The organism is Bradyrhizobium quebecense (assembly GCF_013373795.3).
GTDB classification, from domain to species: domain Bacteria; phylum Pseudomonadota; class Alphaproteobacteria; order Rhizobiales; family Xanthobacteraceae; genus Bradyrhizobium; species Bradyrhizobium quebecense.
The window spans coordinates 3330102-3353434 of sequence record NZ_CP088022.1 but is presented as its reverse complement, the minus strand read 5'-3'; the positions used below and the strand labels follow the sequence as shown (position 1 = coordinate 3353434).

The following is a 23333-nucleotide window of genomic DNA, read 5'->3' as shown; positions in this document are numbered from 1 at the left end:
CCGTCCCAATTTCTATCTAGATCACTGGCTCGTGAGGCGAAATTGTGCCCGGCGGCCGTCGATCCTTGCCTGCGCAACAGACCACTTCGGGCAGAACCATCGGCCCTCGTGGCGGCTCAGGTCGCTCTTCTAGCTAAGGTGTTGTTCACAAACAGCTTTCAAGGCTGCCCGTCGGAAGGCGAACAAAGTCCAGGAATCAGGTTAGGCGGACCGAGTTTCCAAAAGATTAAGCAACCGTTGCGTAGTCCCCCGGGGTTTATCGCAAATGCTCAGGATTCGAGCAAATGTCGTTGTGCGTCGCACAATATTCATTGACTTTATTGTGCGATGCGATATTCCAATAGCTGTCAGGGGGCCGGGAGCTTCCCGGCAATGGGAATTTGCGCCTTCAAGTCTGGGAAAAGGAATTCCAATCCATGGTCAAGATCGAAGACATTCAGAACTACGGCAAAGAGCATTTCGAGTCCGTCACTGCGTCTGCGAACAACCTGCAGAGCGGCGTCCAGGCGATCGCCACCGCCTATGGCGACTACGCCAAGAAGTCGTTTGAGGACACCAAGTCGTTCGTCGAGAAGCTGTCGGGCGTGAAGTCGCTGGACAAGGCGCTCGAGGCGCAGACCGAGTACCTGCGCTCGTCCTACGAGACCTTCGTCGCGGAATCGCAGAAGATCGCCGGCCTGTACAGCGACTGCGCCAAGCAGACCTTCAAGCCCTACGAGGGCCTGGTCTCCAAGTTCGCGCCCGCTCAGTAAGCGCTACTGACCAAGACAAACGAAAGCCCGGCCGTTTCGGCCGGGCTTTTTTGTTGCGCCTGAAGCGGGCGGTTATTTCGCCAGCCGCAGCTTGCTGAGAGCAGTTCCGATCGTGTTGAACGTCGTCAGGATCTGGGTCGAGCTGGTCAGCATGTAGAACTTGTCGGGGCTGCTGGCGCAGTTCTTCAGGACGGTCGAGGTCGGATCGGCGGGCGTGCTGGTGTTCACCTGGATGGTGTAGATCGTGTACAGCGGCGCACCGTTGGCATCCCTCGCGTTCTGCAGATTCTGGCACTGCAGGGCCTGCCTTGCGTCGATCGGATTGCCCGAGGCCTGCGAGCTGCCGTCGCCATAAGCGGGCCAGCGGTCCTCGGTGTTCAGGCCGTCGGACAGCAGGATGATGACCCGGTTGTAGGTGGTGTTGGAGTCCTCCGCCGGTGCGTTAAGCGGACCGCCCACGAGAAGGGACTGCCACGCCCAGGCGAGGCCGACCGACTGGTCGGTGCCGCCGGTCGGTTGCATGGCGTTGACCGCCGTCTTGAGCGCGCTCCAATTGTAGCTCAGGGGGATGATCGGCTCGAGCGGCGTCGAGACGCTGCTGTTGCAGTAGGATGTGCTGTTCTCGAAATACTCGTAGGCGGGAAACAACGTCGTGACATCGGACGACGCCGGCAGCACGCCGGTCGCATCGTTGGGTTGGGTGCGGTCGGTGATGCAGCCTGTCCACGTGCTGATCGGGTTGGTGGAGGGTTGGCGCCAGTCATTTGCGACCCCGACGGCGTTGGGAGTCCAGATGTGGTCCTTGTTGGTGGTGCTGGTATTGTCCTTGAATCCGACGATGGCGGACACCCTCGGTTGAAGGGGATTGTCCGTCAGGTCGTTGGGACCGGGCTGTGTCCAGTTGTGAACATAAGTCAATCCGGTGCAGGACTTGTTGCTGCCGGTGCCGCTGCAAGTGCAACCCGCGACGTTTGAGCCCGAGGAGTTCTTTGGGCAACTGCAATTCGAGCTTCCGCTGCAGAATGTCTCCGTCAGGCCGGTCGGTTCGCTGCTCCAGCAGCCATTGTACTTCACGAAGGTGTAGGGAGCGGTGAACGTCTCGGCAGTCGGGCAAATGGGATTTTTGACGCTTGCACCGTTGATCGTGATCGTCGTCGACGGAATCGTTGAGGTGGTCGAACCGTCGCTTGCTGTGGGACCCGTCTTACAAACGAAGCTACCGTTTGCGGCACCATTGGTGTTGCCGATGGTGTTGGTGAACGGGCACTTCGCGCCAGGTCCCACGGCATGCCAGTTGATGGGAAGTGTCGCCTGGAAACCACCGTTGCTGTTGGCGGGCTGTGTGGTCGGAGGATTGAGCCAGTCGGTCCAGTCGATCCAGTTCTGGGTATAGTTGCTGGAGCCGAGGTTGACGACCTTGGCGAACGGGATGACGGAAATGTAGACGTCGCCGTTGTTCTTGCTGAGCGCGCTGAGCTGGTCGATCAGGCCGCCGGTTCCGGCCACCGCATTTCGCAGCGCGGTAATCTTGCCGTTCTGGCTCATCGATCCCGTGTTATCGAGGGCGAGGGCGACGCGCATCTTGACGTTGCCCCAGGTGGTGGTGGTCGAGGTACCGAAATTCATTTTCTGGAAATTGCCGCCGGACAGATCGGCAAACTTCATGAAATAGGTGTTGATGTAGCCGGACCCGCTCAGGAGAATGGTCGCGGCTGCGCTCGAGGTCGGGGTCGTATAGGTGGCCGAGATGGCAATGCCCTGGCCGTCCTTGTTGGTGAAGAGGCTGTTGAAATAGGTCTGTGCCTTGCTCGGGATCTGCGCGGCCGTGATGGTGCCCATGGTCAGATCCTTGGACAGCATCAGCGCGGTGGAATCGAGGGCCGACTGCATCGCGGTGCGAGCATTGTTGGCGCGTGTATAGTCGACCGCTGCTCCCACGAAGGCGAGGATCGGCAGCATTGAGAAGGTGAAGATCACCGCGACATTGCCGTCGGTTGATCCGGAAAACCGGCGGAGAGCCGCGCGGACGCGATTGGAAATGGCTGAACCAAGCATGGCACTCTCGTCAAAATGGATTGCGCGGCCATCTCCACGTGCGCGGCTAAACAGATGGTGAATCGGGCAAGGGAAACCCGGCGGGCGACCCCCGCAGACGGTCGAAAGCAGGGCAAAAGCGTGGGCTATCCTGAATGCCGTCTAAATTGGACGCCCTAGGTCGTGTGGACACTTACCGCATCCAAAGGACGATGGCTGCGAGAGTGACGACGGCGCGATAATTTCGGGCGGTCTTTTCGAAGCGGGTTGCGACGCGGCGGAACTGCTTGAGCTTTGAGAAGCAGCATTCGACGAGGTGACGCTGGGCATAGAGGTGCTTGTCCAGCGGGTATTTGAGTGTGCGTGACGGGTTGTTGGGGATGACGGCGAGCGCGCCCTTGGCGGCGATGGCTTGGCGCAAATGATCGGCGTCATAGGCCGTATCGGCCATGACGACCTCGGCAGGTAGTCCCTCGATCAATGCGGCAGCTTGCGGTGCATCGCCCTGCTGGCCTGCGGTCAGCGCGAACCGTACGGGACATCCCAAGCCACGAACGGCCATATGTATCTTGGTGCTCAGCCCCCGCGCGAGCGGCCGATCGCCTGATCTTCAGACCCCCTTTTTTGGCGCCGGCGGCGTGCTGATGCGCCCGGACGATGGTGGAATCGACGATCAAATATTCGAAGTCCGGATCATCGGACATCGCCTCGAAGATCCGCCACCAGACGCCCTTGATGCTCCACCGACTGAAGCGCCGGAACACGCTGTTCCAATCCCCGAACGCCTCCGGGAGATCACGCCAGGGAGAGCCCGTGCGAACAATCCAAAGTACACCTTCCACGAACATCCGATTGTCGCGCCCAGTGGAGCCCTTCTGGTCGGGGCGACCTATGATCAGCGGCGCCATCCGCTCCCAAGCCGCGTCGCTCAATACCAAACGGTCCATCACACCCAAGACTGCCTCCCCAAAAGCAGTCTTGAATCTGATTTGCGCCTAAAAGGGAATCCTTAGAGTCCACACCACCTAGTCCTTTGTCAAATCAGCCAGAAATGATTAACCTTCCGACGGTTGCCGTGCCGGGAATCGGACCGGTGGGCTGCGGCGGGTCTGCGCTTGCGGCAGGGCGTCGTGAGGCCCATATTCGGGAGGTCGATCCGGCCGCCGGATCGGACCGGGAGCGGCAATCTGGAAAGCATTGCTGGGGGTTCCGCGATCAGTCTTGCGGCAATCGCGACCACCTTCCAATCGCCAACCGGTTTCCCCTGGGGAATTCGAACGCCTGAGCCATGCTGCGATACACGTTGACAGTCCCGATCTCCGAGCCGGTTTCGGCCATGCCCGCGGTGTCCGCCGCGCCGGTGCCGAAAATGAGCAATGACGACAACCGCAATGGAGCGGGCAGCGGCCCGTCGACCTCGGTCATCACCAAGGTCAAGCCGAAGACCAAGCGCCCGAACCTGTATCGCGTCCTGATCCTGAACGACGACTACACGCCGATGGAGTTCGTGGTTCACGTGCTGGAACGATTTTTCAACAAGGACGCCGAGGCGGCGACCAAGATCATGCTGCACGTTCACCATCACGGGATCGGTGAGTGCGGCGTGTTTACCTATGAGATCGCCGAGACCAAGGTGACGCAAGTCATGGACTTCGCGCGCAAGCATCAGCATCCACTGCAATGTGTGATGGAAAAGAAATAGTTCGCGGGAGCGATTGACCTGCCGCGGGAAGCGGAACGGGTCTTGCATCGCGTTTTTGAAGGCAGCGAACGGCGTTCCCGTATGATCACGGGGCGCCGCCGGACAACGTTCCGGTGCCCCGAATTTAGAAGAAAACCATCATCGCGGGACCGGTCTTTCGCCACGATCCGTCGTAACTATATCAATGGCGATCACGAAGGTTGTTATTGCCTGACCCGGTAATGGCGATCATGATGGCCGGGGGCCATAGAGGACGCGAATGCCTACTTTTTCCCAAAGCCTAGAACAATCCTTGCATCGTGCATTGGCGATCGCGAACGAGCGTCACCATCAATACGCGACGCTCGAACACCTTCTGCTGTCGCTGATCGATGACTCGGATGCGGCGGCGGTGATGCGGGCCTGCAGCGTCGATCTCGACAAGCTGAGGACCAGCCTCGTCAATTATCTCGAGACCGAATTCGAAAACCTGGTGACTGACGGCGCCGACGACGCGAAGCCGACCGCCGGGTTCCAGCGCGTGATCCAGCGCGCGGTGATTCACGTTCAGTCGTCCGGTCGCGAGGAAGTGACCGGCGCCAACGTCCTGATCGCGATCTTCGCCGAGCGCGAGAGCCATGCCGCGTATTTCCTGCAGGAGCAGGACATGACGCGCTACGACGCCGTCAACTACATCAGCCACGGCATCGCCAAGCGGCCCGGCGTGTCCGAGGCGCGGCCGGTGCGCGGCGTCGACGAGGAAACCGAGACCAAGGGCAACGAGGACGCCAAGAAGAAGGGCGAGGCGCTCGATACCTATTGCGTCAACCTCAACAAGAAGGCGCGCGACGGCAAGATCGATCCGGTGATCGGCCGCAATGCCGAGATCAACCGTGCGATCCAGGTCTTGTGCCGCCGCCAGAAGAACAACCCGCTGTTCGTCGGCGAAGCCGGCGTCGGCAAGACCGCAATCGCCGAAGGCCTCGCCAAGCGCATCGTCGATAGCGATGTGCCGGAGGTGCTGGCGGCCGCGACCGTGTTCTCGCTCGACATGGGCACGCTGCTCGCGGGCACCCGTTACCGCGGCGATTTCGAGGAGCGGCTCAAGCAGGTCCTGAAGGAGCTGGAGGCGCATCCGAACGCAATCCTGTTCATCGACGAGATCCACACCGTGATCGGCGCCGGCGCCACTTCCGGCGGCGCGATGGATGCGTCCAATCTGCTGAAGCCTGCGCTGGCTTCGGGCACGATCCGCTGCATGGGCTCGACCACCTACAAGGAATATCGTCAGCACTTCGAGAAGGACCGCGCGCTGGTGCGGCGCTTCCAGAAGATCGACGTCAACGAGCCGACGGTGGAAGACGCGATCGCGATCCTCAAGGGCCTGAAGCCCTATTTCGAGGATTACCATCGGCTGAAATACACCAATGAGGCGATCGAGGCGGCTGTGCAGCTGTCGTCGCGCTACATCCACGACCGCAAGCTGCCCGACAAGGCGATCGACGTGATCGACGAGTCCGGCGCGGCGCAGATGCTGGTCGCCGAGAGCAAGCGCAAGAAGACGATCGGCATCAAGGAGATCGAGACCACGATCGCGACCATGGCGCGGATTCCGCCCAAGAGCGTGTCGAAGGACGATGCCGAGGTGCTGAAGCATCTCGAGCAGACCCTGAAGCGCACGGTGTTCGGCCAGGACAAGGCGATCGAGGCGCTGGCTGCGTCGATCAAGCTGTCGCGGGCCGGCTTGCGCGAGCCGGAAAAGCCGATCGGCTCGTATCTGTTCTCGGGACCCACCGGCGTCGGCAAGACCGAGGTCGCAAAGCAGCTGGCGGCCTCGCTCGGCGTCGAGCTGATCCGCTTTGACATGTCCGAATACATGGAGCGGCACACCGTGTCGCGCCTGATCGGCGCGCCTCCCGGCTATGTTGGCTTCGACCAGGGTGGCCTGCTCACCGATGGCGTGGACCAGCATCCGCATTGCGTGGTGCTGCTCGACGAAATCGAGAAGGCGCATCCGGATCTGTACAATGTGCTGTTGCAGATCATGGATCATGGCCGGCTCACCGACCACAATGGCAAGCAGGTCAACTTCCGCAACGTGATCTTGATCATGACCACGAACGCGGGCGCGGCCGACCTCGCGCGGCAGGCCTTCGGCTTCACCCGCTCGAAGCGGGAAGGTGACGACCACGAGGCGATCAACCGCCAGTTCGCGCCCGAGTTCCGCAACCGGCTGGATGCGATCGTCTCCTTCGCGCACCTCAATGCCGACGTGATCGGCATGGTGGTCGAGAAGTTCGTGCTGCAGCTCGAGGCGCAACTCGCCGACCGCGACGTCACGATCGAGCTGTCCGAGCCCGCCAAGGCCTGGCTGATCGAGCACGGCTATGACGAGCAGATGGGCGCGCGTCCGATGGCGCGGATCATCCAGGAGCACATCAAGAAGCCGCTCGCGGATGAGGTGCTGTTCGGCCAGCTCAAGGGCGGCGGACACGTCCGCGTCGTCCTGGTCAAGGACGAGGCGACCGCCAAGGACAAGATCGGGTTCGAATATGTCGAGGGCCCGGTCACCCCGAAGCCCGAGAACCTGCCGCCGCGCAAGCGCAAGCCGCCGAAGGGCGGTCCGGGTGGCGGCGGTGGCGGCACCAAGGGGCCGGCCTCAAAGGGGCCGATGGTCAAGGCCTGAGGCGCGAGCGAACAACCAAATGAAAGGCCGGCTGAAAACAGCCGGCCTTTTTGTTGGACGACTGAGGGGCTCTGCCGCGCAGCGTCACTCGCCCTTCAGGCGCTGGCCCTCATGGACCCGCACCTGGTCGGCGCCGCGGCTGCCGGCCGAGGACAGCCGCAGCGTGCTCAGCACGGCGCCGACGACGGCAAAGCCGACGCCGACCATCAGCGAGATCCTGGTGCCGTCGGCCGGATAGCGCGCCAGCAGCATCGCCACCAAGGCGGCACCGATGGTCTGTCCGAGCAGGCGCGCGGTGCCGAGCATGCCGCTGGCGCCGCCGGAGCGCTCGCGCGGGGCGGCGGCGATCATGGTGCGGTTGTTCGGGGTCTGGAACAGGCCGAAGCCTGCGCCGGCGAGCGCCATCCGCCAGATCACGTCGATCGGCGTCGCATGGGCTGGCATGAACGCCAACGTGCCCAATCCCAACGCGAACAGCAGCAGGCCGATGCCGCCGAGCAGGCCGGCCGGGTAACGCTCGACCAGCCAGCCCGCGATCGGCGCGGCGAATGCGACCGCGATCGGCCACGGCGTGATCAGCAGGCCGATCTGCACCGCCGAATATCCGAAGTGGTTCTCGAGATAGAACGGCATCGCGACGAAGGCCAGCATCTGGCCGCAGAACGAGGCGATCGACGTGCCGATCGACAGCGCGAAGATCGGAATCCGCAAGAGGTCGACCGGTAGCAGCGGCGAGGGCAGATGCTGTTGCCGCCGGTACAGCAGATGGGAAGCGACCGCGGCAATCGCGAATTCCAGCGCGCAGAGATACAGCGCCTCGCCATGGCCGGCGCTGTCGATCGCGCTGATGCCGAATCCGAACGCGATGGCGCTCATCGCGGCGCTCTGCCAGTCGAAGGCGTGCACCGCGGGCCTGGTGTGCGGCAGGAAGCGCCAGCCGAGCGCCAGCGTGACGACGCCGAGCGGGACGTTGATGGCGAACAGATACGGCCAGGTCCCGACCGCCAGGATGAACGAGGCGATGGTCGGGCCGACCGCAGCCGAGATCGCAACGACCAGCGCGTTGACGCCGATGCCGCGGCCGAGCTGCGAATGCGGATAGATGAAGCGGACCAGCGCAGTATTGACGCTGAGGATTCCGGCGGCGCCGAACCCCTGCAGGATGCGGGCGATAGTCAGCAGCGGCAGCGTATGCGCCAGCGCGCAGAACAGCGACGCCAGCGTGAACAGCAGCAGCCCCGCCAGATAGACGCGGCGATAGCCGATGATCTCGCCGAGCGAGGCCAGCGGCAGCAGCGAGATCGTGATTGCCAGCTGATAGCCGTTGACGATCCAGATCGAGAACGCGGGGCTGGCGTCAAGATCCCTCGCGATGGTCGGCAGCGCCACGTTGGCGATCGAGCCGTCGACGACGGCCATCACGAGGCCGAGCGCGATCGTGAGAATGGCCCAATTGCGCTGCGGTTGCGGCAGCCCGTCGGGATGCTCAATGATCGCGGACGACATGTCGTGAAATGGCCTTTGGTTCCAGCATTGGCGAGCTTACCGGATGCTGGATTAACCTGGCCTTTGCAACCCCCGAAACGACAGATACCGGCCGCGATCCAAACGCGGCCGGGGAGCTGCGGAAGGATGCTCAGCCTTGGCCGAGCAGTTCCTTGATCCGCCGCTGCAACTGCCGTTTCTTGATCTCGCTGCGGCGGACCCGCTCGTCAAGATCGCTCACAGGGGTATCCGACGTCATGATCCGGAACGCGAGGCCGACCTTGTTGGCCTGGCGCCAGATCATGCGCGCAAGGAACGAGCGGCCCTTGCGCGCGACGTTCAGATTCATCTCTTCGGGCAGTCGCGTGGCATCACCAAATTCGACGCAGGCGCCGCCTTCGCTGATGTTGCGGACCACGCAATCCATCGTCGAGCCGTGCTCATTGATCTCCGCAACCGCACCGTAAAACACCTTGTCACGTGGGCTCTGGCGCCGGTCCTGCATGGGAAATCCTCCTAAATCAACGGCAGGACTGTACCGGTCCGGACCCGCGAAAAGAAGGCTACGAACGGAACCCGTTGGAGTTAGTGTAAATTGTTTGCATCTGTGAAGGTCAGGATTCCCGGCTATTTTGCGCCGCAAACCACCCGAGAAACTAGTTCGGCACCCGGCTGTGCCGCCAATCGCGCGGCGACAGGCCGTAATGGTCGCGGAACACGCGGCCGAAATGCGAGAGATCGTTAAAGCCCCAGGCGAACGCAATCTCGCCGATATGGCGATGCGCGTGGGCAGGCGAGGCGAGGTCGCGCTTGCAGCGCTCCAGCCGCTGCGCCAGCACGAAGCGCTGGAACGAGGTGTCCTCGTCGGCCAGCAGGCTGTTGACGTAACGCGGCGAGATGCCGAGCGCCGCGGCGGTTTCGCTGAGGCTGAGGTCCGGATTCGGCAGATGCGCGAGCACATGCGCCTTCAGCCGGTAGAGCAGGGCGGAGCGATGCGTCGAGGCCTGTAGCGCCGCGCCGCCGAGCCGCTCGCTGATCGCCATCGCGAGCAGGTCGGCGGCCTGATCGGCGAGGCGGATCGCATTATCAGGATCGAGCTTGTCTGCGATCTCGGAGAGCCCGCTGATGAACTGCCAGGCGAGCCGCTGCACCGGGCGATCCGATGTGAACGTGGTCGCCGTCAGGCCCTGGGTGCCGGCAAAGCGCCGGTGCAGCATCGCACGCGGTACCTGGAAGATGGTCTGCGTGAAGTCGTCGTTGAAGCGCAATTCATAGGGCCGGGTGGTGTCGTAGAACGCAAACTCGCCCGGCTGGATCACGGTCTCGCGGCCGTCCTGCAGCACGGCGCCGCAGCCGCGCTGGCCGAGCGCGATCAGGACGAAGTCCTCGCTGGTGCGCGCAATCCGCGACGGTGTGCGCAGCACGCGCTGCCGGCCCGATGAGACGACGGAGCATTTCACCGCGCCGAGTTGCGCGCTGGTGATGGCGCCGTGGAAGGCGGTGCCGAGATCGGACTTGCAGTCGAGTTGCACGAACACATCGCAGACGATGTCCCGCCAGAGCGCGAGGCGCCGATGCGTGGGCGCGCCTTCCGTGGTGAACAGGGCCGGCATGATTTCCTCCCTTCACGAGTGCAAACGCTGGCCACGCAAACAAAGCAAGCTTCGTACCGGGGACGGCTTGGGGAATCTCCTCCGCAGTCGAATTTTCCTTCCGTCCTGGTCGAACGACGCTCCCGGTCCCGGGGCAGCATGATGTCAGAGGCCGCTGGGCCCGATCAAGTACGAACCGGCCAGAGCGGCTGGCCACGAGGAGGACATCATGGGCATCGAACATCCGAAATATCGCGTTGCGGTGGTGCAGGCGGCCCCTGCCTGGCTCGACCTCGACGGCTCCATCGCCAAGAGCATTGCCTTGATCGAGGAGGCCGCCGCCAAGGGTGCAAAACTGATCGCGTTCCCCGAGGCCTTCATCCCCGGCTATCCCTGGTATATCTGGCTGGACTCGCCGGCCTGGGCGATCGGGCGCGGTTTTGTGCAGCGCTATTTCGACAACTCGCTGAGCTATGACAGTCCGCAGGCCGAGAAGCTGCGGCTGGCCGTGAAGAAGGCCGGCATGACCGCGGTGCTCGGCCTGTCCGAGCGCGACGGCGGCAGCCTCTATCTGGCGCAATGGCTGATCGGGCCCGACGGCGAGACCATCGCCAAGCGGCGCAAGCTGCGGCCGACCCACGCCGAGCGCACCGTCTACGGCGAGGGCGATGGCAGCGACCTTGCGGTGCATGACCGCCCCGGCATCGGCCGGCTCGGCGCGCTGTGCTGCTGGGAGCATCTGCAGCCGCTCTCGAAATACGCGATGTACGCCCAGAACGAGCAGGTGCATGTCGCGGCCTGGCCGAGCTTCTCGCTGTACGATCCGTTCGCGCCGGCGCTCGGCTGGGAGGTCAACAACGCGGCCTCGCGGGTCTACGCCGTTGAAGGCTCGTGCTTCGTGCTGGCGCCCTGCGCCACGGTCTCGCAGGCGATGATCGATGAGATGTGCGACCGCGACGACAAGCACGCGCTGCTGCATGTCGGCGGCGGACACGCCGCGATCTATGGGCCGGACGGCAGCTCGATCGCCGAGAAACTGCCGCCCGACCAGGAAGGGCTGCTGCTCGCCGATATCGATCTCGGCGCGATCGGGATCGCCAAGAACGCCGCCGACCCGGCCGGGCATTACTCGCGGCCCGACGTCACGCGTCTGCTGCTGAACAAGAAGCCATCGAAGCGCGTCGAGCATTTCGCGCTGCCGCTCGACAGTCTTGAGGAGGTCGACGCGGCCGCGAGCTGAACGCATCAGGCAACATTTAACCGGAGGCGACTGCCATGGAATCCGCGATTCCCTCTCATCTGCAAACAGTGCGCTCCCGTCATCGTCGCGTGCCCGACGATTACGCGTCGCCTTATCCCTCGTTCGTCGCGCGCCACAAGCCCGCGGTCGCAAGCGTCATCATGGCCTATTTCGGCGTGCAGGTTCGCGGCGAGCCGACCGCAGCAGTGGCCGAGGCGCTCGCATCGATCGCAACACGCTTTGCCGGAGAGAACGGCCCGACGCATTGGGATCGTGCGCAATATGTCGACCAGGCCGGCTACACCAACGTCGTCTCGGTCGCCTATTGGGACGATGCCGGGCGCTTCGATGCCTGGTTCGCCGGCGCGCGCGAGGCCTGGACCGGCAATGGCGCCACCGATGGTATTGGCCGCTTCATCGAAGTGCTGCGGCCGCACGTTGCGCGCTACGAGACGCTGTTCTCGTCGCTCGGCCGTCCGGAGGGCGTCGCTGTTCTCGCCGACGGCATGAGCGGGGAAGTGCAGGAGCACGCCTACTGGGGCGGCATGCGCGACCGCATCCCGCTGTCGCAGACCGACGCGATGACGCCCGGCGGCGAGCCGCGCGTGATCCGCGACGGGGCGCGCATCCGCGTGGTCGCCCATGACAATCTCTGCCTGATCCGCTCCGGCCAGGACTGGAGCGACACCGAGGCGTCGGAGCGCAAGATGTATCTCGACGATGTCGAACCGGTGCTGCGCGAGGGCATGGACTTTCTGCGCGACGACGGCGTGCCGATCGGCTGCTACGCCAACCGCTACATGCGCGTCGTCAATGCGGATGGAAGGCTGACGGAAAAGTCCTACGGCCAGAGCTGGTGGAAGTCTCTCGCGGCGCTGGAGCGCTGGGCGGAGTCGCATCCGACCCATGTCCGGATCTTCGGCGCGGCGATGAAGTATCTGTCGACCTTGGGACCCGCTGCGAAACTCAGGCTGTATCACGAGGTCACGGTTGCCGCGGCCGACGAGCAGTTCTTCGAATATCTCGGCTGCCACGAACGGACCGGCATGCTGAACGCGGTGCAACTCGCGGCGGCGCGGTCCGCCTGACGCGGGGCGCCTGGTCCGAGCGGGGGCCGCATCGAAGCATTCCTTCTCCCGCTTGCGGGCAGGGCTATCGCATATGGCACTGACGTGTCGACATCTTCATAGCCGGATGCGATAGCCCGCCATCGCAGGGGGCGCACTGCCAAAATATCGAAAACAACCCCATGCAAAGGAGCCGGCGGCTGCCGGCCGACACGGCAACTTGACTCGTCGGGCAAATCAGTGGCATTCTTCTATTATTCAGAAATCGTGATGCGATTGCCCTGTCCGCAAGCGGGAGAGGTGCAACGAGCGCGGCGTCAGACCATTCCAGCCAAACATCGCTGTACTTCTAAGGCCGCAGCCGGCCGCCGCGTTCCGTGATCGCCTGCGCCAGTTCGACCGCCGGGCCGCGCTTGGTCCGGCGGGCGGTGCGGACCACGAACTCGACGCTGCCGAGCGGCGGCAGGCCCGACGCCGGCATCGCTTCGAGTCCATCCGGGATCAGGCCCTGCGCCTGCGGGGTGATGCCGAGACCTGCGAGCGCCGCGGCGCGCAGGCCGCTCAAGCTGCCGCTGGAGCAGACGATGCGCCAGGGCCGTCCGAACCGTTCCATCGCCTCCAGCACCACGCTGCGGCTGACGCTCGGCGGCGCGTAGAGGATCAGGGGCAGCGGCTCGTCGGGATCGAGCCGCATGCCCGGCGCGGCGGTCCACACCAGGCGGTCCTGCCACACCGGTTGCCCCAGCGCGTCGCCGGGCCGCCGCTTGCCCAGCACGAGGTCGAGCTCGCCGGCGTCGAGCTGCTGGTACAGCACGGCGCTGAGGCCGATCGTCAGCTCGAGATCGACCTGCGGATGGCGGCGGACGAAGTCGCGCAGCAGATCGGGCAGGCGCGAGCTGGCAAAATCCTCCGCGGCGCCGAACCGGACTTTTCCGCGCACCTGCGACCCCGCGAAGTAATCGCGGGCACGGGCATTGGCCTCCAGGATCGGGCGCGCAAAGCCCGTCATCGCCTCACCGTCGGCGGTGAGCACCACCGAATGGGTGTCGCGCACGAACAGCCGGCGCCCGGCTGCGGCCTCGAGCTTGCGGATGTGCTGGCTCACGGTCGACTGCTTCAGGCCGAGGCGGCGGCCGGCCTCGGTGAAGTTCTGCGTCTGCACCACCGTGAGGAAGGTTTCGAGCTGGGCCGGGTCGAGCATGGCGGCGATCAGTCATTACGTAACGTCATGACAATAACACCGGTAAGCGCAGTTCACAATCGACATGGGGAGCGCCATTTTCCGGTCAAGGAAAGGAAGCCACCATGACCATCAGCCGCCTGCGTTCATTCGTGCCTGTCGACCCCTACATCGCCGCCATCGTCGGCATGGTCGGCCTCGCCACCTTGCTGCCGCTGCACGGGCAGGGCACCGTGATCGGTGGCTATGCCACCGATGCGGCGATCGCGCTGCTGTTCTTCCTGCACGGCGCCCGGCTATCGACGACGGAGGCGCTGGTCGGCGCCCGGCACTGGCGGCTGCATCTCGTGATCTTCCTGTCGACGTTTGCGCTGTTCCCGCTGCTCGGGCTCGCGGCCCATGCGCTGGCGCCGCATCTGCTGACGCCTGCGCTATGGGCGGGTGTGATCCTGATCTGCATCCTGCCATCGACCGTGCAGTCGTCGGTGGCCTTCACCTCGATCGCGCACGGCAATGTGTCGGCGGCGCTGTGCTCGGCGACCGCCTCCAACCTGCTCGGCATCGTCGCGACGCCGCTCTTGGCGGGCTTCCTTCTGTCGAGCCATGGCGGGTTCTCCGGCAATGCCGCGCTCGACATCGTCGTGCAGCTGCTGCTGCCGTTCGTGGCGGGGCAGTTGTCGCGGCCGCTGATCGGCCGCTGGGTTGCCAGGCATCATACGATGCTCGGCCTGGTCGACCGCGGTTCGATCCTCCTGATCGTCTACACCGCGTTCAGCGACGGCGTCAGCCACGGCATCTGGCATCAGGTCAACGCGACGCAGATGGCCATCGTGCTCGGCCTCGATGCGCTGCTGCTTGTGGTCGTGCTGCTGGTCACCAGTTTCGGCAGCAAGCTGCTCGGCTTCTCGCGCGCCGACCGCATCGCCATCATGTTCTGCGGCTCGAAGAAGAGCCTGGCGAGCGGGCTGCCGATGGCGAGCGTGCTGCTCGCCGGGCAGTCAGTCGGCCTGATCGTGCTGCCGCTGATGCTGTTTCACCAGATCCAGCTGATGACCTGCGCCGCACTGGCGCGCCGGTATGCGGGCGGCGAGGAAGGGACGTCACATGATGCCGCCCCGGTGCACGCGTAGGCATTTCGCCCTCGCTGTCGTCCCCCGACTTGACCGGGGGACCCAGTACGCCGCGGCTTCTCCGTGAACGACTGGTGTCTCTGGAATACTGGATCGCCCGGTCGAGCCGGGCGATGACGCTGTTAGTGAGGTGAGCGAAGGGTCTTCACGCAAAGCCTCACGCCACGCGCAGGCCCTTCGCGATTTCCTTCTGCGCGTCGAACTCGCGGCGCAGGCGCGCCAACTCCTCCGCGCTCAGCGCTTCGGCATTGCTGTAATCGCGCTTCCAGGACGCGTCCTCGCTCCAGCGCAGCGGCGATTGCACGGTGGTCTGCGGACCGGGAGCTTGCTCAAGCACACGCAGCGCCAGTTCCAGCGTGAACGCCTGCGAGGCCTCGCCATGCGGCTTGCCGGCGGAGTTGCCGAGCGGGAAATCCGAAAACAGGAAGCGCGGCACCGCGGCGTGCTCGACGATATCCTTGGCGCAGCCCATCACGACGGTCGGGATGCCATTGGCTTCGAGATGCCGTGCGACGAGGCTGACGGTCTGGTGGCAGACCGGGCAGTTCGGCACCAGCACCGCGGCGTCGACCTTGTCGTCACGGCAGCGCGAGAGGATTTCGGGCGCATCGGTCTCAATGGTGACGCGATGGCTGCGGTTGGTCGGGGCGCCGAAGAAGCGCGGCGCGACCTCGCCGATCTTGCCGGCCGCGGCGAGCCGCTTGAGTTGCGCCAGCGGGAACCAGGTGCCGCTGTCGGTCGCCGTGGTGTGGGTGCGGTCATAGGCGATGTGCGAAATCCGCAGATCGTGCTGCGCTGACGTGTCGCCGTCATAGACCGAATAGAATTTTGCCCCGCCATTGTATTTCGCACCGGGACCCTGGTCGCCCCTGGCGGGATCGAACGGCGCCGCCGTCGTGATGATGGCGACGCGGGACTGGTTCAGCGGCTTCTTCAGTGGCTGGAACGGGGCGGATGTGTAGTGCGCCCAGCGGTAGGGGGTGGTGTAGCCGATCGCCGCGTAATAATCGCGGGTCCGCTTCATGTAGCCAATCGGGGCGTCGTCGTCGGGGCAAAGCCTGTTTGATCATCGGAGGCTGCGGCCATTTTGCGCTCCCTTTTGCGCGCCATCATTTCAGTCCATAGCTAGACCACGAGCCTGCGGTGTCAAGCCGCGCCGCGCGGGAACAGATTTGCGATGCGAACAGGTCTTTGCGCCGCATGGGTCACAGTTGTGTTGCTGGGGTCGCCGGCCGGCGCCGGCGCGGACGACGCGCCTGCCGCACCTCCGCCGACGCCGCCAAGCCTCGAGCAGCCCGGAACGCAGCCTGCGGACAAGGCCGCCGAGAAACCCGCGGCCGCGCCGGCGGAGCAGCCTGCGCCGCCGCCGGGAGAGCAGGCCGCTCCATCGGCCGGGAAACCTCCCGCACCTCAGCCAGACACGCCCGCGCCACCTGCCGAGAAGCCCGCGGCCGCAACCGACAAGCCCGCGGACGACGCGCGCGAGAGCGACACCCGCGAGGCGATGTGCCTGATGATCGAGTCGGCGGCGCGGGCGAACGATTTGCCGCTCGAATTCTTCGCGCGCGTGATCTGGCAGGAGAGCCGTTTCCAGGCCGACGCGGTTGGTCCCGTGACGCGGAGCGGCCAGCGCGCGCAGGGCATCGCGCAGTTCATGCCGGGCACCGCCAACGAGCGCGGGCTGCTCGATCCGCTCGATCCGGTGCAGGCGCTGCCGAAGTCGGCCGAATTCCTGAGCGAGCTGCGCAACCAGTTCGGTAATCTCGGCCTCGCGGCCGCCGCCTACAATGCCGGCCCACGCCGGATCCAGGACTGGCTCGCCGGCTCCGGCTACATGCCGCAGGAGACGCGCAACTACGTCTCCGCGATCACCGGCTCCAGCGTCGACGACTGGGCCGCCGCCGGCCGCAACGGCAAGATGCCGGAGCGCAGGCCGACTGCGAGTTGCCGCGAGCTCATGGCGCTGTTGAAGCGCGCGCCCAATCCGTTCGTGGCCGGGCTCGAGCAGCACATCACGCTGTCGGCGGCCAAGGTCTGGGGCGTGCAGCTCGCCGCCGGCTTCAGCCGCGACAAGGCGCTTGCGATGTATGCCCGTGCCATCAAGCGGCTGTCGAGCGTGATCGGCGATCAGGATCCGAGCTTGCTCGGTTCGCGGCTGCGCAGCCGCGGCAGCGCGATGTTCTACCAGGTGCGTATCGGCGCCGACACGCGCCCCGAGGCCGACGGCCTGTGCAACCGCATCCGCAAGGCGGGCGGGGCGTGCTTCGTGCTGAAGAACCGGGCGTGAGGGCACGGACCTCTCCGCGTCATTGCGAGGAGCGCAGCGACGAAGCAATCCATCCGTCCGCATATGCAGAGGAATGGATTGCTTCGCTTCGCTCGCAATGACGACTGGGACTGCCACCGTCGCATGGCAGTGCTGTGCAGCCGCTTGCTTGACCCATTGAGCACCACGCCCTAAGCCGCCGCCATTGCAAAACCATCCGGCTTCCCGTGGCGCTTCCTCCGCTCGATTCTCCGCAATGGCAGACCTCGTTCCGCGCCTTCCTGTGGGGCGCGCGGTCGATCGGCGCGACGGTGCTCACGCTCGTGCTGTTTGCGACCTATCTCGGCATCGGTGCGCTGGCGCATGATTCCGGCTTCTCGCTGGGCTGGACGTTGGCGAGCACGGCGTTCGTCTGGGCGGGGCCTGCACAGATTATCGTGATCACGACGCTCGGCTCCGGCGCCACCGTGCTGCAATCGGCCATCGCGGTCACCGTCAGCGCGATCAGGCTGTTTCCGATGGTGGTGTCGGTGTTGCCGATGATGCGCACCGACGACACCAAGCGCCGGCATCTGATCATGGTGGCGCATCTGACAGCCGTGACGCTGTGGGTCGAGTGCTTCCGCTTCCTGCCGCAGGTGCCGCGCAACCGGCGGATCGCCTTCATCCACGGGCTCGGGTGCGGGCTGGTGTCGGTCTGCCTGATCGCCAATACCATCGGCTACACCCTCGCGGCTAACCTCACGCCGCTATTGGCCGCCAGCATGCTGATGCTGACGCCGCTGGCGTTTCTGTTCTCCACCGCGCGCAATTGCCGCGAGCTCGCCGACGTCATCGCGCTGGTGCTTGGGCTATTGCTGTTTCCGCTGGCGGCGATGCTGAACAGCGGCGTCGACATCCTGGTCAGCGGCGTCGTTGCGGGAACCATCGCCTATGGCGTGCACCGCGCGAGGGCGGGCATCGTGAGGGCGGGCGCATGAGCAGCTTCATCGGCGACTGGCACGCGCTCGCGATCCTGTTCGTGGCAGGCGTCATCCCCAACCAGATCTGGCGCATGCTCGGCCTGTGGTTCGGCGGCGGCATCGACGAGAACTCCGAGCTTCTGGTCTGGGTGAGGGCGGTCGCCACCGCGATCCTCGCCGGTATCATCGCGCAGATCGTCGTGCAGCCGCCGGGCGCGCTCGCCAGCGTGCCGGACTGGCTGCGTTACGGCGCCGTTGCCGCAGGCTTCGTGGCGTTCATGCTGGCGAGGAAATCGATCTTCGCCGGCGTGATCGTGGGCGAAATCGTCATGCTGTCAGGCAAATACTGGCTCGGCTGATTGCGGCGACCGCATTATCCGTTACTCTCGCTCTCCAAGAAAACAATAACGGGGGAACGCCATGCGGCGGCGCGCATCATCGGTCTTCATCGTGGCTCTGGCTGCCTTGCTGGCAGCAGCGCTGCCTGCGCGTGCCGCGGACTATCCGTCACGTCCGATCAAGCTCGTGGTGCCCTACGCCGCGGGCGGCCCGACCGACGTGCTCGGCCGCATCGTCGGCGAATATCTCGGGCGCGATCTCAAGCAGGTGGTCGTGGTCGAGAACAAGGCCGGCGCGCAGGGCGCGATCGGCGCCGAAGCGGTGGCGCGTTCCGATCCCGACGGCTACACGCTGTTCGTGACGGCCGCCTCGATCTTCGTGCTCAATCCGCTGCTCTACAAGAAGCTACCCTACGATCCGGCCAGGGATTTCCGCCTGCTGTCCGTGATCACGGATGCGCCGATGATTATGGAGGTGCATCCGTCCGTCCCGGCCAAGACGATCGCGGAGTTCGTCGCCTACGCCAAGAGGAATCCCGGCAAACTCAATTTCGGATCGGCCGGCACCGGCGGCACCGTTCATCTCGCCGGCGAGATGTTCAAGCAGATCGCCGGCGTCGAGATGACCCACGTGCCCTACAAGGGCGCCGGACCCGCGCTGACCGACCTCTTGTCAGGCAACATCCAGCTGATGTTCGACACGCTCGGCACCGCGCTGCCGCCGGTCAAGTCAGGCATGCTACGCGCGCTCGCCGTCACCTCGACCGAGCGCATCCCCGACTTGCCCGATCTGCCGACGATTGCCGAGAGCGGCTACCCCGATTATGCGGTCAGCGTCTGGTATGGTATTGCGGCGCCGTCGAAAGTGCCTGACGAGATCGCCGACAAGATCAAGGCGAGCCTCGACCGGGCCTTGAACGACGAAGCGTTTCGCGCTTCGCTGGTCAGGATCGGCTTTCCGCCGCTGCGCGTAAAGAGCCAGGCCGAGATCGACAAATTCGTGGACACCGATCGCGCGCGGTGGGCGGGCGTGGTCAAGGCGCTGAACATATCGTTGGACTGACACATGGTACGTGAAATGGAATTGCGCCAGGGCGAGGTCGCCGTCGACATGCCGACGGCGCGCGACGCCGGGCTCGTCTTCATCGGTCGCATCCGCACCCCCTGGACCTCGCGGCTGGCGACGCCGCGGCAGGGGCGGCATGACGGCCCGGTGTGCCGGCTCGAGATCTTCGAGCCCTGGGTCGCCGCGATCAAGGGCGTCGATTTCTACTCGAACCTCGAAGTGCTGTACTGGCTGCACCAGTCGCGCCGCGACATCGTGCTGCAAAGTCCGAAGAACAACGGCAACACCCGTGGCACCTTCTCGCTGCGCTCGCCGGTGCGCCCGAACCCGATCGGAACATCGATCGTGAAGCTGGTCGGCGTCGAGGACAATGTCATCTGGGTGCGCGGCCTCGACTGCCTGGACGAGACGCCGCTGATCGACGTCAAGCCCGACCGCTGCGAGTTCACCCCGCTGGCCCCGCCGCAGGCCGGGGATTTCGAAACGGAGTGAAGTCTCACCGCCGTCATTGCGGGGAGCGGAGCGACGAAGCAATCCATCGCTCCGCATATGCCGAACGATGGATTGCTTCGCTTCGCTCGCAATGACGAAGAAGAGCCGCTACTTCAACGCGGCGATCAGCTTCGCCGCATTCGCCTCCAGCACCTTGCCGTCTTCCTTGTGGCTGGCGGGCGGCAACAGCGCCACGCCGTCCTTGCGCGGCATCACGTGCATGTGGAGATGGAACACGACCTGACCGCCGGCGGGCTCGTTGAATTGCTGCACGGTGATGCCGTCGGCCTCGAACGCCTTCATCGCGGCGGCGGCGAGCTTGTGGGCGGCACGCGCGACGTGGGCGTAATCGTCCGGTGTGATGTCGAGGATGTTGCGGGCAGGGGCCTTCGGGATGACAAGCGTATGCCCGGGCGAGCGCGGCATGATGTCGAGGAAGGCGAGCACGTGCTCGTTCTCGTAGACCTTGTAGGAGGGAAACTCGCCGCGCAGGATCTTCGCGAAGGGGTTATTGTTGTCATAGGCGGCGGGCATGGCGGCGGCTCCTCGGATTTGAGAACGCTAATGTCTTAGTCGCGGTCCAAACGTCAAGCGTCGTCGTCGACGGTCTTGCGGAACGGACCGGCCTCGGTCAGCTCGCGGCCGACCTCGGCGACATAGTCGCGCTCGCGCTTGAGGTAATCGGCGATCGCCCGGCGCAATCCGGGATCGGCGATGAAATGCGCCGAATAGGTGGTCTGCGGCAGGTAGCCGCGCGCCAGCTTGTGCTCGCCCTGCGCGCCGGCCTCGACCACCTTGAGCCCGCGCTGAACCGCGAAATCGATCGCCTGGTAGTAGCAGACCTCGAAATGCAGGAACGGGTGGTGCTCGATCGCGCCCCAGTTGCGGCCGAACAGCGTGTCCGACCCGATGAAGTTGATCGCGCCGGCGATCCAGCGGCCGTTGCGCTTGGCCATGACCAGCAGCACGTCCCGGCTCATGCTCTCGCCGATCAGCGAGAAGAACTCCCGGGTCAGATACGGCCGGCCCCATTTGCGCGAACCGGTCTCCATGTAGAACTCGAAGAACGCGTCCCAGGCGTCCTCGGTGATGTCGGAGCCGGTCAGCCAGTGGATGGTGATCCCGGCGGTAACAGCCTCGCGGCGTTCGCGCTTGATGCCCTTGCGGTGACGGGAGTTCAGCGATCCCAGGAAATCGTCGAAGGTCTTGTAGCCCTCATTGTGCCAGTGGAACTGCTGGTCGGTCCGTTGCAGGAAACCGTGTGCGCCGAGGAATTTTGCCTCATCCTCGCGGGCAAAGGTGACGTGCACGGAGGAGGCTTCGGTGGCGTTGCAGAGCGCCCGCAGGCCCCGCGCCAGCGCCGAGCCGATCGTCTCGCGGTCGACACCATCGCGGATCAGAAGCCTCGGCCCGGTCGCGGGCGTGAAGGGGACGGAGACCTGCAGCTTCGGATAATAGCTGCCGCCGGCGCGGTGATAGGCCTCGGCCCAGCCGCGGTCGAACACGTATTCGCCCTGCGAGTGCGATTTCAGATAGCAGGGCACGACGCCGACGATCCGGCCATCAAGCTTCGCGATCAGATGCCGGGGGCCCCAGCCGGTCCGCGGGCAGGCCGAATTGGAGGCCTCGGCTGCGGCGAAAAAGGCATGGGAAACGAAAGGGTTATAGCTCGAAGCTGCAGTCGTCTGGCAATCGCCTGCGGCAGCGTGCGAGGCCAGCGTGTCGAGGTTGTGGATGCTGTCCGCGTCGGCCTTCGGATTGGCGCAGGCATCCCATTCCGCGGCCGGAATGCCGCCGATGTCAGCTACAGCCTCTAGGGTGATTTCAGACGACGCCATCGAGAGTGAAGACCGGTGCCTCTTTTGAGCATGATCTTTCCGGAACAGCTGGCTCCACTTCCGGATCATGCTCCGCATTCCGCCATCGCCGATGACGACCAACGCTTTGACCAACCCTTGCCAAGATCGTGCGTCGCAGCGACGAGTTCAAGACTGCAAAGGGCCTGTCCGGGACATGTCAGGTTCCCGGCACAAACCCCTCGAAGATCATCTGGTCGGCGTAGCGGGCCGCGCGCTCGCGCTGTTCCGCCGTCCGCACGGTCCAGGCCAGCAGCGGGCAGCCGAACACATTGCGGGCGATCCAGGGCGCCGGCGCCGGCAGCTGGTTGACCCAGAAGGCAACGAAATGCGGCTCGGTCTTGAAGCCGTGGCGCAGGTACAGCATGCCGTCGCGCTGGGCCGGCGTCAGCTTGGTCCAGGAACTATCGTCATAGGTGCGCTGGGCGGTGATGCCGCGCGGCAGGTTCGGCATGGTCTCGCGCAATGCCAGCACCTGGTCGGGATCGAACGACATGCCGACAACAGGGCCGGAATAGCACGACAGCACCTCGGCCATCCGCCGAACGAGCTTGCGGTCACCGTCGAAATGGCTCTTCACCTCGACCACCAGCGGGACGCGGCCGGCGACCAGCGTGGAGAGGTCGCCGAGCGTCATCATCTGCTCGGAGGTGTTCTTGAATTTCACCGCCTTCAGCTCGGCCGCGGTCTTGGTCGACAGCAAGCCCGAACCCTCGGTGAGGCGGCCGAGCGCATCGTCGTGATGCACCATCGCCTCGCCGTCGGCGGTGAGCTGGATATCGCACTCGATCGCGAAATTGCCGGCGACCGCGGCACTGGCCGCGGCCGGCATGTTCTCGATGACGCCGCGTGCGGCATCGTGCAGGCCGCGATGGGCGACCGGCCGTTTGGTCAGCCAATCAGGAGCGCGCATCGATCAGGCGACTTCGAACACGCCTTCGACCTCGACCGCGGCGTCCGCGGGCAGCGAGGCGACGCCGACGGTGGTGCGGGCATGGCGGCCCTTGTCGCCGAAGGCTGCGACCATCAGGTCGGAGGCGCCGTTCAGCACCTTCGGTCCGTCGAAGAAGTCCGGCGCCGAGTTGATGAAGCCGCCGAGCCGCACCACCCGCACGACCTTGTCGAGATCGCCGAGCGCCGCCTTGACCTGGGCCAAGAGGTTGATCGCGCAGCCGCGCGCCGCCTCGGTGCCTTGCTCGATCGTGACGCCGGCGCCGAGCTTGCCCTTGGCGATCAGCTTGCCTTCGGCGTTGAAACAGACCTGGCCCGAGACGAACAACAGGTTCCCGCTGCGGACGAAGGGGACATAGTTCGCGACCGGGGAGGTCGGCTCCGGAAGTGTGATGCCCTGTGACGCCAGTTTCTGTTCGACGGTACCCGCCATTTTTTTCCCCAATTGGATTTGCACGAAGCCTGAAACGCGGTCAGGGCCAAGTTTGTTTCGATTGTTTCGCGCATCGTGCCGCGGGTTGCAAGCGACGGTAAGGTGAGGGCAGCGCGGCCGTG

At 64.8% G+C, this 23333-nt stretch carries 20 protein-coding genes and 2 pseudogenes; 11 read left to right on the top strand and 11 right to left on the bottom strand.

Going from position 1 to position 23333, the window contains the following annotated elements; translation table 11 throughout:
• Nucleotides 1-416: 416 nt before the first annotated feature.
• Nucleotides 417-752 (top strand): phasin family protein, encoded by a 336-nt coding sequence (locus HU230_RS16220; RefSeq protein ID WP_021078275.1) that lies wholly within the window; start codon nt 417-419, stop codon nt 750-752.
• A 72-nt stretch (nt 753-824) separates the two neighbouring features.
• Here the strand turns inward: HU230_RS16220 and HU230_RS16215 are convergent, their stop codons facing one another.
• Both HU230_RS16215 and HU230_RS16210 read right to left on the bottom strand, forming a co-directional pair.
• Nucleotides 825-2807: a TadE/TadG family type IV pilus assembly protein gene (locus tag HU230_RS16215; RefSeq protein ID WP_176530814.1), complete on the bottom strand. Its 1983-nt coding sequence runs from the start codon at nt 2805-2807 to the stop codon at nt 825-827.
• 172 nt (nt 2808-2979) lie between these two features.
• A pseudogene (locus HU230_RS16210) lies at nt 2980-3694 on the bottom strand (IS5 family transposase).
• Nucleotides 3695-4155: 461 nt separating this feature from the next.
• On the opposite strand from HU230_RS16210, the gene clpS reads away from it, so the two are divergent.
• Together clpS and clpA are read left to right on the top strand one after the other, a co-directional pair.
• Nucleotides 4156-4488, top strand: a complete 333-nt coding sequence (clpS, locus tag HU230_RS16205) for an ATP-dependent Clp protease adapter ClpS (protein ID WP_106318898.1) — start codon at nt 4156-4158, stop codon at nt 4486-4488.
• A 259-nt stretch (nt 4489-4747) separates the two neighbouring features.
• Nucleotides 4748-7153 (top strand): ATP-dependent Clp protease ATP-binding subunit ClpA, encoded by a 2406-nt coding sequence (gene clpA / locus HU230_RS16200; protein ID WP_176530815.1) that lies wholly within the window; start codon nt 4748-4750, stop codon nt 7151-7153.
• An 84-nt stretch (nt 7154-7237) separates the two neighbouring features.
• On the opposite strand, the gene HU230_RS16195 is transcribed toward clpA, so the two are convergent.
• From HU230_RS16195 to HU230_RS16185, 3 genes are all read right to left on the bottom strand, one after another.
• Nucleotides 7238-8659, bottom strand: a complete 1422-nt coding sequence (locus HU230_RS16195) for an MFS transporter (protein WP_176530816.1) — start codon at nt 8657-8659, stop codon at nt 7238-7240.
• A 130-nt stretch (nt 8660-8789) separates the two neighbouring features.
• Complete coding sequence (locus HU230_RS16190; RefSeq protein ID WP_176530817.1) at nt 8790-9143, bottom strand: PilZ domain-containing protein; 354 nt, start codon at nt 9141-9143, stop codon at nt 8790-8792.
• Nucleotides 9144-9294: 151 nt separating this feature from the next.
• Nucleotides 9295-10251, bottom strand: a complete 957-nt coding sequence (locus tag HU230_RS16185) for an AraC-like ligand-binding domain-containing protein (protein WP_176530819.1) — start codon at nt 10249-10251, stop codon at nt 9295-9297.
• 208 nt (nt 10252-10459) lie between these two features.
• Between HU230_RS16185 and HU230_RS16180 the strand changes: the two genes are divergently transcribed.
• A complete protein-coding gene (locus HU230_RS16180) occupies nt 10460-11470 on the top strand; it encodes a carbon-nitrogen hydrolase family protein (RefSeq protein ID WP_176530821.1) in 1011 nt (336 codons plus the stop codon).
• A gap of 35 nt (nt 11471-11505) precedes the next feature.
• Nucleotides 11506-12558 carry a phenylacetaldoxime dehydratase family protein gene (locus HU230_RS16175; RefSeq protein WP_176530823.1) on the top strand — a complete coding sequence of 351 codons (1053 nt, stop codon included), beginning with the start codon at nt 11506-11508 and terminating at the stop codon, nt 12556-12558.
• Nucleotides 12559-12886: 328 nt separating this feature from the next.
• Here HU230_RS16175 and HU230_RS16170 read toward each other — a convergent pair whose 3' ends face one another.
• Nucleotides 12887-13738 carry a LysR family transcriptional regulator gene (locus tag HU230_RS16170; protein ID WP_176530825.1) on the bottom strand — a complete coding sequence of 284 codons (852 nt, stop codon included), beginning with the start codon at nt 13736-13738 and terminating at the stop codon, nt 12887-12889.
• Nucleotides 13739-13842: 104 nt separating this feature from the next.
• On the opposite strand from HU230_RS16170, the gene HU230_RS16165 reads away from it, so the two are divergent.
• On the top strand, nt 13843-14847 hold the full coding sequence (locus tag HU230_RS16165; protein WP_176530827.1) for a bile acid:sodium symporter family protein: 1005 nt from the start codon (nt 13843-13845) through the stop codon (nt 14845-14847).
• Nucleotides 14848-15004: 157 nt separating this feature from the next.
• On the opposite strand, the pseudogene HU230_RS16160 reads toward HU230_RS16165, so the two are convergent.
• Nucleotides 15005-15933 (bottom strand): annotated as a pseudogene (locus HU230_RS16160) (glycine/sarcosine/betaine reductase selenoprotein B family protein).
• A gap of 91 nt (nt 15934-16024) precedes the next feature.
• Between HU230_RS16160 and HU230_RS16155 the strand changes: the two are divergent.
• From HU230_RS16155 to tsaA, 5 genes are all read left to right on the top strand, one after another.
• Nucleotides 16025-17134: a lytic transglycosylase domain-containing protein gene (locus tag HU230_RS16155; protein ID WP_176530831.1), complete on the top strand. Its 1110-nt coding sequence runs from the start codon at nt 16025-16027 to the stop codon at nt 17132-17134.
• Between the two features lie 206 nt (nt 17135-17340).
• On the top strand, nt 17341-18093 hold the full coding sequence (locus tag HU230_RS16150) for an AzlC family ABC transporter permease (protein ID WP_176530833.1): 753 nt from the start codon (nt 17341-17343) through the stop codon (nt 18091-18093).
• A complete protein-coding gene (locus HU230_RS16145; protein WP_176530835.1) occupies nt 18090-18434 on the top strand; it encodes an AzlD domain-containing protein in 345 nt (114 codons plus the stop codon). Before HU230_RS16150 ends, HU230_RS16145 begins: the two co-directional genes overlap by 4 nt.
• Before the next feature lie 61 nt (nt 18435-18495).
• Complete coding sequence (locus HU230_RS16140) at nt 18496-19476, top strand: Bug family tripartite tricarboxylate transporter substrate binding protein (RefSeq protein ID WP_224943311.1); 981 nt, start codon at nt 18496-18498, stop codon at nt 19474-19476.
• Nucleotides 19477-19479: 3 nt separating this feature from the next.
• Nucleotides 19480-19971 carry a tRNA (N6-threonylcarbamoyladenosine(37)-N6)-methyltransferase TrmO gene (gene tsaA / locus HU230_RS16135; protein WP_176530837.1) on the top strand — a complete coding sequence of 164 codons (492 nt, stop codon included), beginning with the start codon at nt 19480-19482 and terminating at the stop codon, nt 19969-19971.
• A gap of 108 nt (nt 19972-20079) precedes the next feature.
• On the opposite strand, the gene HU230_RS16130 is transcribed toward tsaA, so the two are convergent.
• From HU230_RS16130 to HU230_RS16115, 4 genes are all read right to left on the bottom strand, one after another.
• Entirely contained in the window at nt 20080-20505 is a 426-nt protein-coding gene (locus HU230_RS16130; RefSeq protein ID WP_176530839.1) for an HIT domain-containing protein, read from the bottom strand.
• Nucleotides 20506-20558: 53 nt separating this feature from the next.
• Entirely contained in the window at nt 20559-21809 is a 1251-nt protein-coding gene (locus HU230_RS16125) for a GNAT family N-acetyltransferase (RefSeq protein WP_176530840.1), read from the bottom strand.
• A 178-nt stretch (nt 21810-21987) separates the two neighbouring features.
• Nucleotides 21988-22740, bottom strand: coding sequence for a glycerophosphodiester phosphodiesterase (locus tag HU230_RS16120; RefSeq protein ID WP_176530842.1), 753 nt, complete (start codon nt 22738-22740; stop codon nt 21988-21990).
• Nucleotides 22741-22743: 3 nt separating this feature from the next.
• Nucleotides 22744-23211: a RidA family protein gene (locus tag HU230_RS16115; protein ID WP_176530843.1), complete on the bottom strand. Its 468-nt coding sequence runs from the start codon at nt 23209-23211 to the stop codon at nt 22744-22746.
• Nucleotides 23212-23333 lie beyond the last annotated feature (122 nt).

Excerpts from the sequence above, each read along its gene's own strand:
- HU230_RS16220 (WP_021078275.1), top strand. The coding sequence starts at position 417 with ATGGTCAAGATCGAAGACATTCAGAACTACGGCAAAGAGCATTTCGAG.
- HU230_RS16215 (WP_176530814.1), bottom strand. The coding sequence starts at position 2,807 with ATGCTTGGTTCAGCCATTTCCAATCGCGTCCGCGCGGCTCTCCGCCGG.
- clpS (WP_106318898.1), top strand. The coding sequence starts at position 4,156 with ATGAGCAATGACGACAACCGCAATGGAGCGGGCAGCGGCCCGTCGACC.
- clpA (WP_176530815.1), top strand. The coding sequence starts at position 4,748 with ATGCCTACTTTTTCCCAAAGCCTAGAACAATCCTTGCATCGTGCATTG.
- HU230_RS16195 (WP_176530816.1), bottom strand. The coding sequence starts at position 8,659 with ATGTCGTCCGCGATCATTGAGCATCCCGACGGGCTGCCGCAACCGCAG.
- HU230_RS16190 (WP_176530817.1), bottom strand. The coding sequence starts at position 9,143 with ATGCAGGACCGGCGCCAGAGCCCACGTGACAAGGTGTTTTACGGTGCG.
- HU230_RS16185 (WP_176530819.1), bottom strand. The coding sequence starts at position 10,251 with ATGCCGGCCCTGTTCACCACGGAAGGCGCGCCCACGCATCGGCGCCTC.
- HU230_RS16180 (WP_176530821.1), top strand. The coding sequence starts at position 10,460 with ATGGGCATCGAACATCCGAAATATCGCGTTGCGGTGGTGCAGGCGGCC.
- HU230_RS16175 (WP_176530823.1), top strand. The coding sequence starts at position 11,506 with ATGGAATCCGCGATTCCCTCTCATCTGCAAACAGTGCGCTCCCGTCAT.
- HU230_RS16170 (WP_176530825.1), bottom strand. The coding sequence starts at position 13,738 with ATGCTCGACCCGGCCCAGCTCGAAACCTTCCTCACGGTGGTGCAGACG.
- HU230_RS16165 (WP_176530827.1), top strand. The coding sequence starts at position 13,843 with ATGACCATCAGCCGCCTGCGTTCATTCGTGCCTGTCGACCCCTACATC.
- HU230_RS16155 (WP_176530831.1), top strand. The coding sequence starts at position 16,025 with ATGCGAACAGGTCTTTGCGCCGCATGGGTCACAGTTGTGTTGCTGGGG.
- HU230_RS16145 (WP_176530835.1), top strand. The coding sequence starts at position 18,090 with ATGAGCAGCTTCATCGGCGACTGGCACGCGCTCGCGATCCTGTTCGTG.
- HU230_RS16140 (WP_224943311.1), top strand. The coding sequence starts at position 18,496 with ATGCGGCGGCGCGCATCATCGGTCTTCATCGTGGCTCTGGCTGCCTTG.
- tsaA (WP_176530837.1), top strand. The coding sequence starts at position 19,480 with ATGGTACGTGAAATGGAATTGCGCCAGGGCGAGGTCGCCGTCGACATG.
- HU230_RS16130 (WP_176530839.1), bottom strand. The coding sequence starts at position 20,505 with ATGCCCGCCGCCTATGACAACAATAACCCCTTCGCGAAGATCCTGCGC.
- HU230_RS16125 (WP_176530840.1), bottom strand. The coding sequence starts at position 21,809 with ATGGCGTCGTCTGAAATCACCCTAGAGGCTGTAGCTGACATCGGCGGC.
- HU230_RS16120 (WP_176530842.1), bottom strand. The coding sequence starts at position 22,740 with ATGCGCGCTCCTGATTGGCTGACCAAACGGCCGGTCGCCCATCGCGGC.
- HU230_RS16115 (WP_176530843.1), bottom strand. The coding sequence starts at position 23,211 with ATGGCGGGTACCGTCGAACAGAAACTGGCGTCACAGGGCATCACACTT.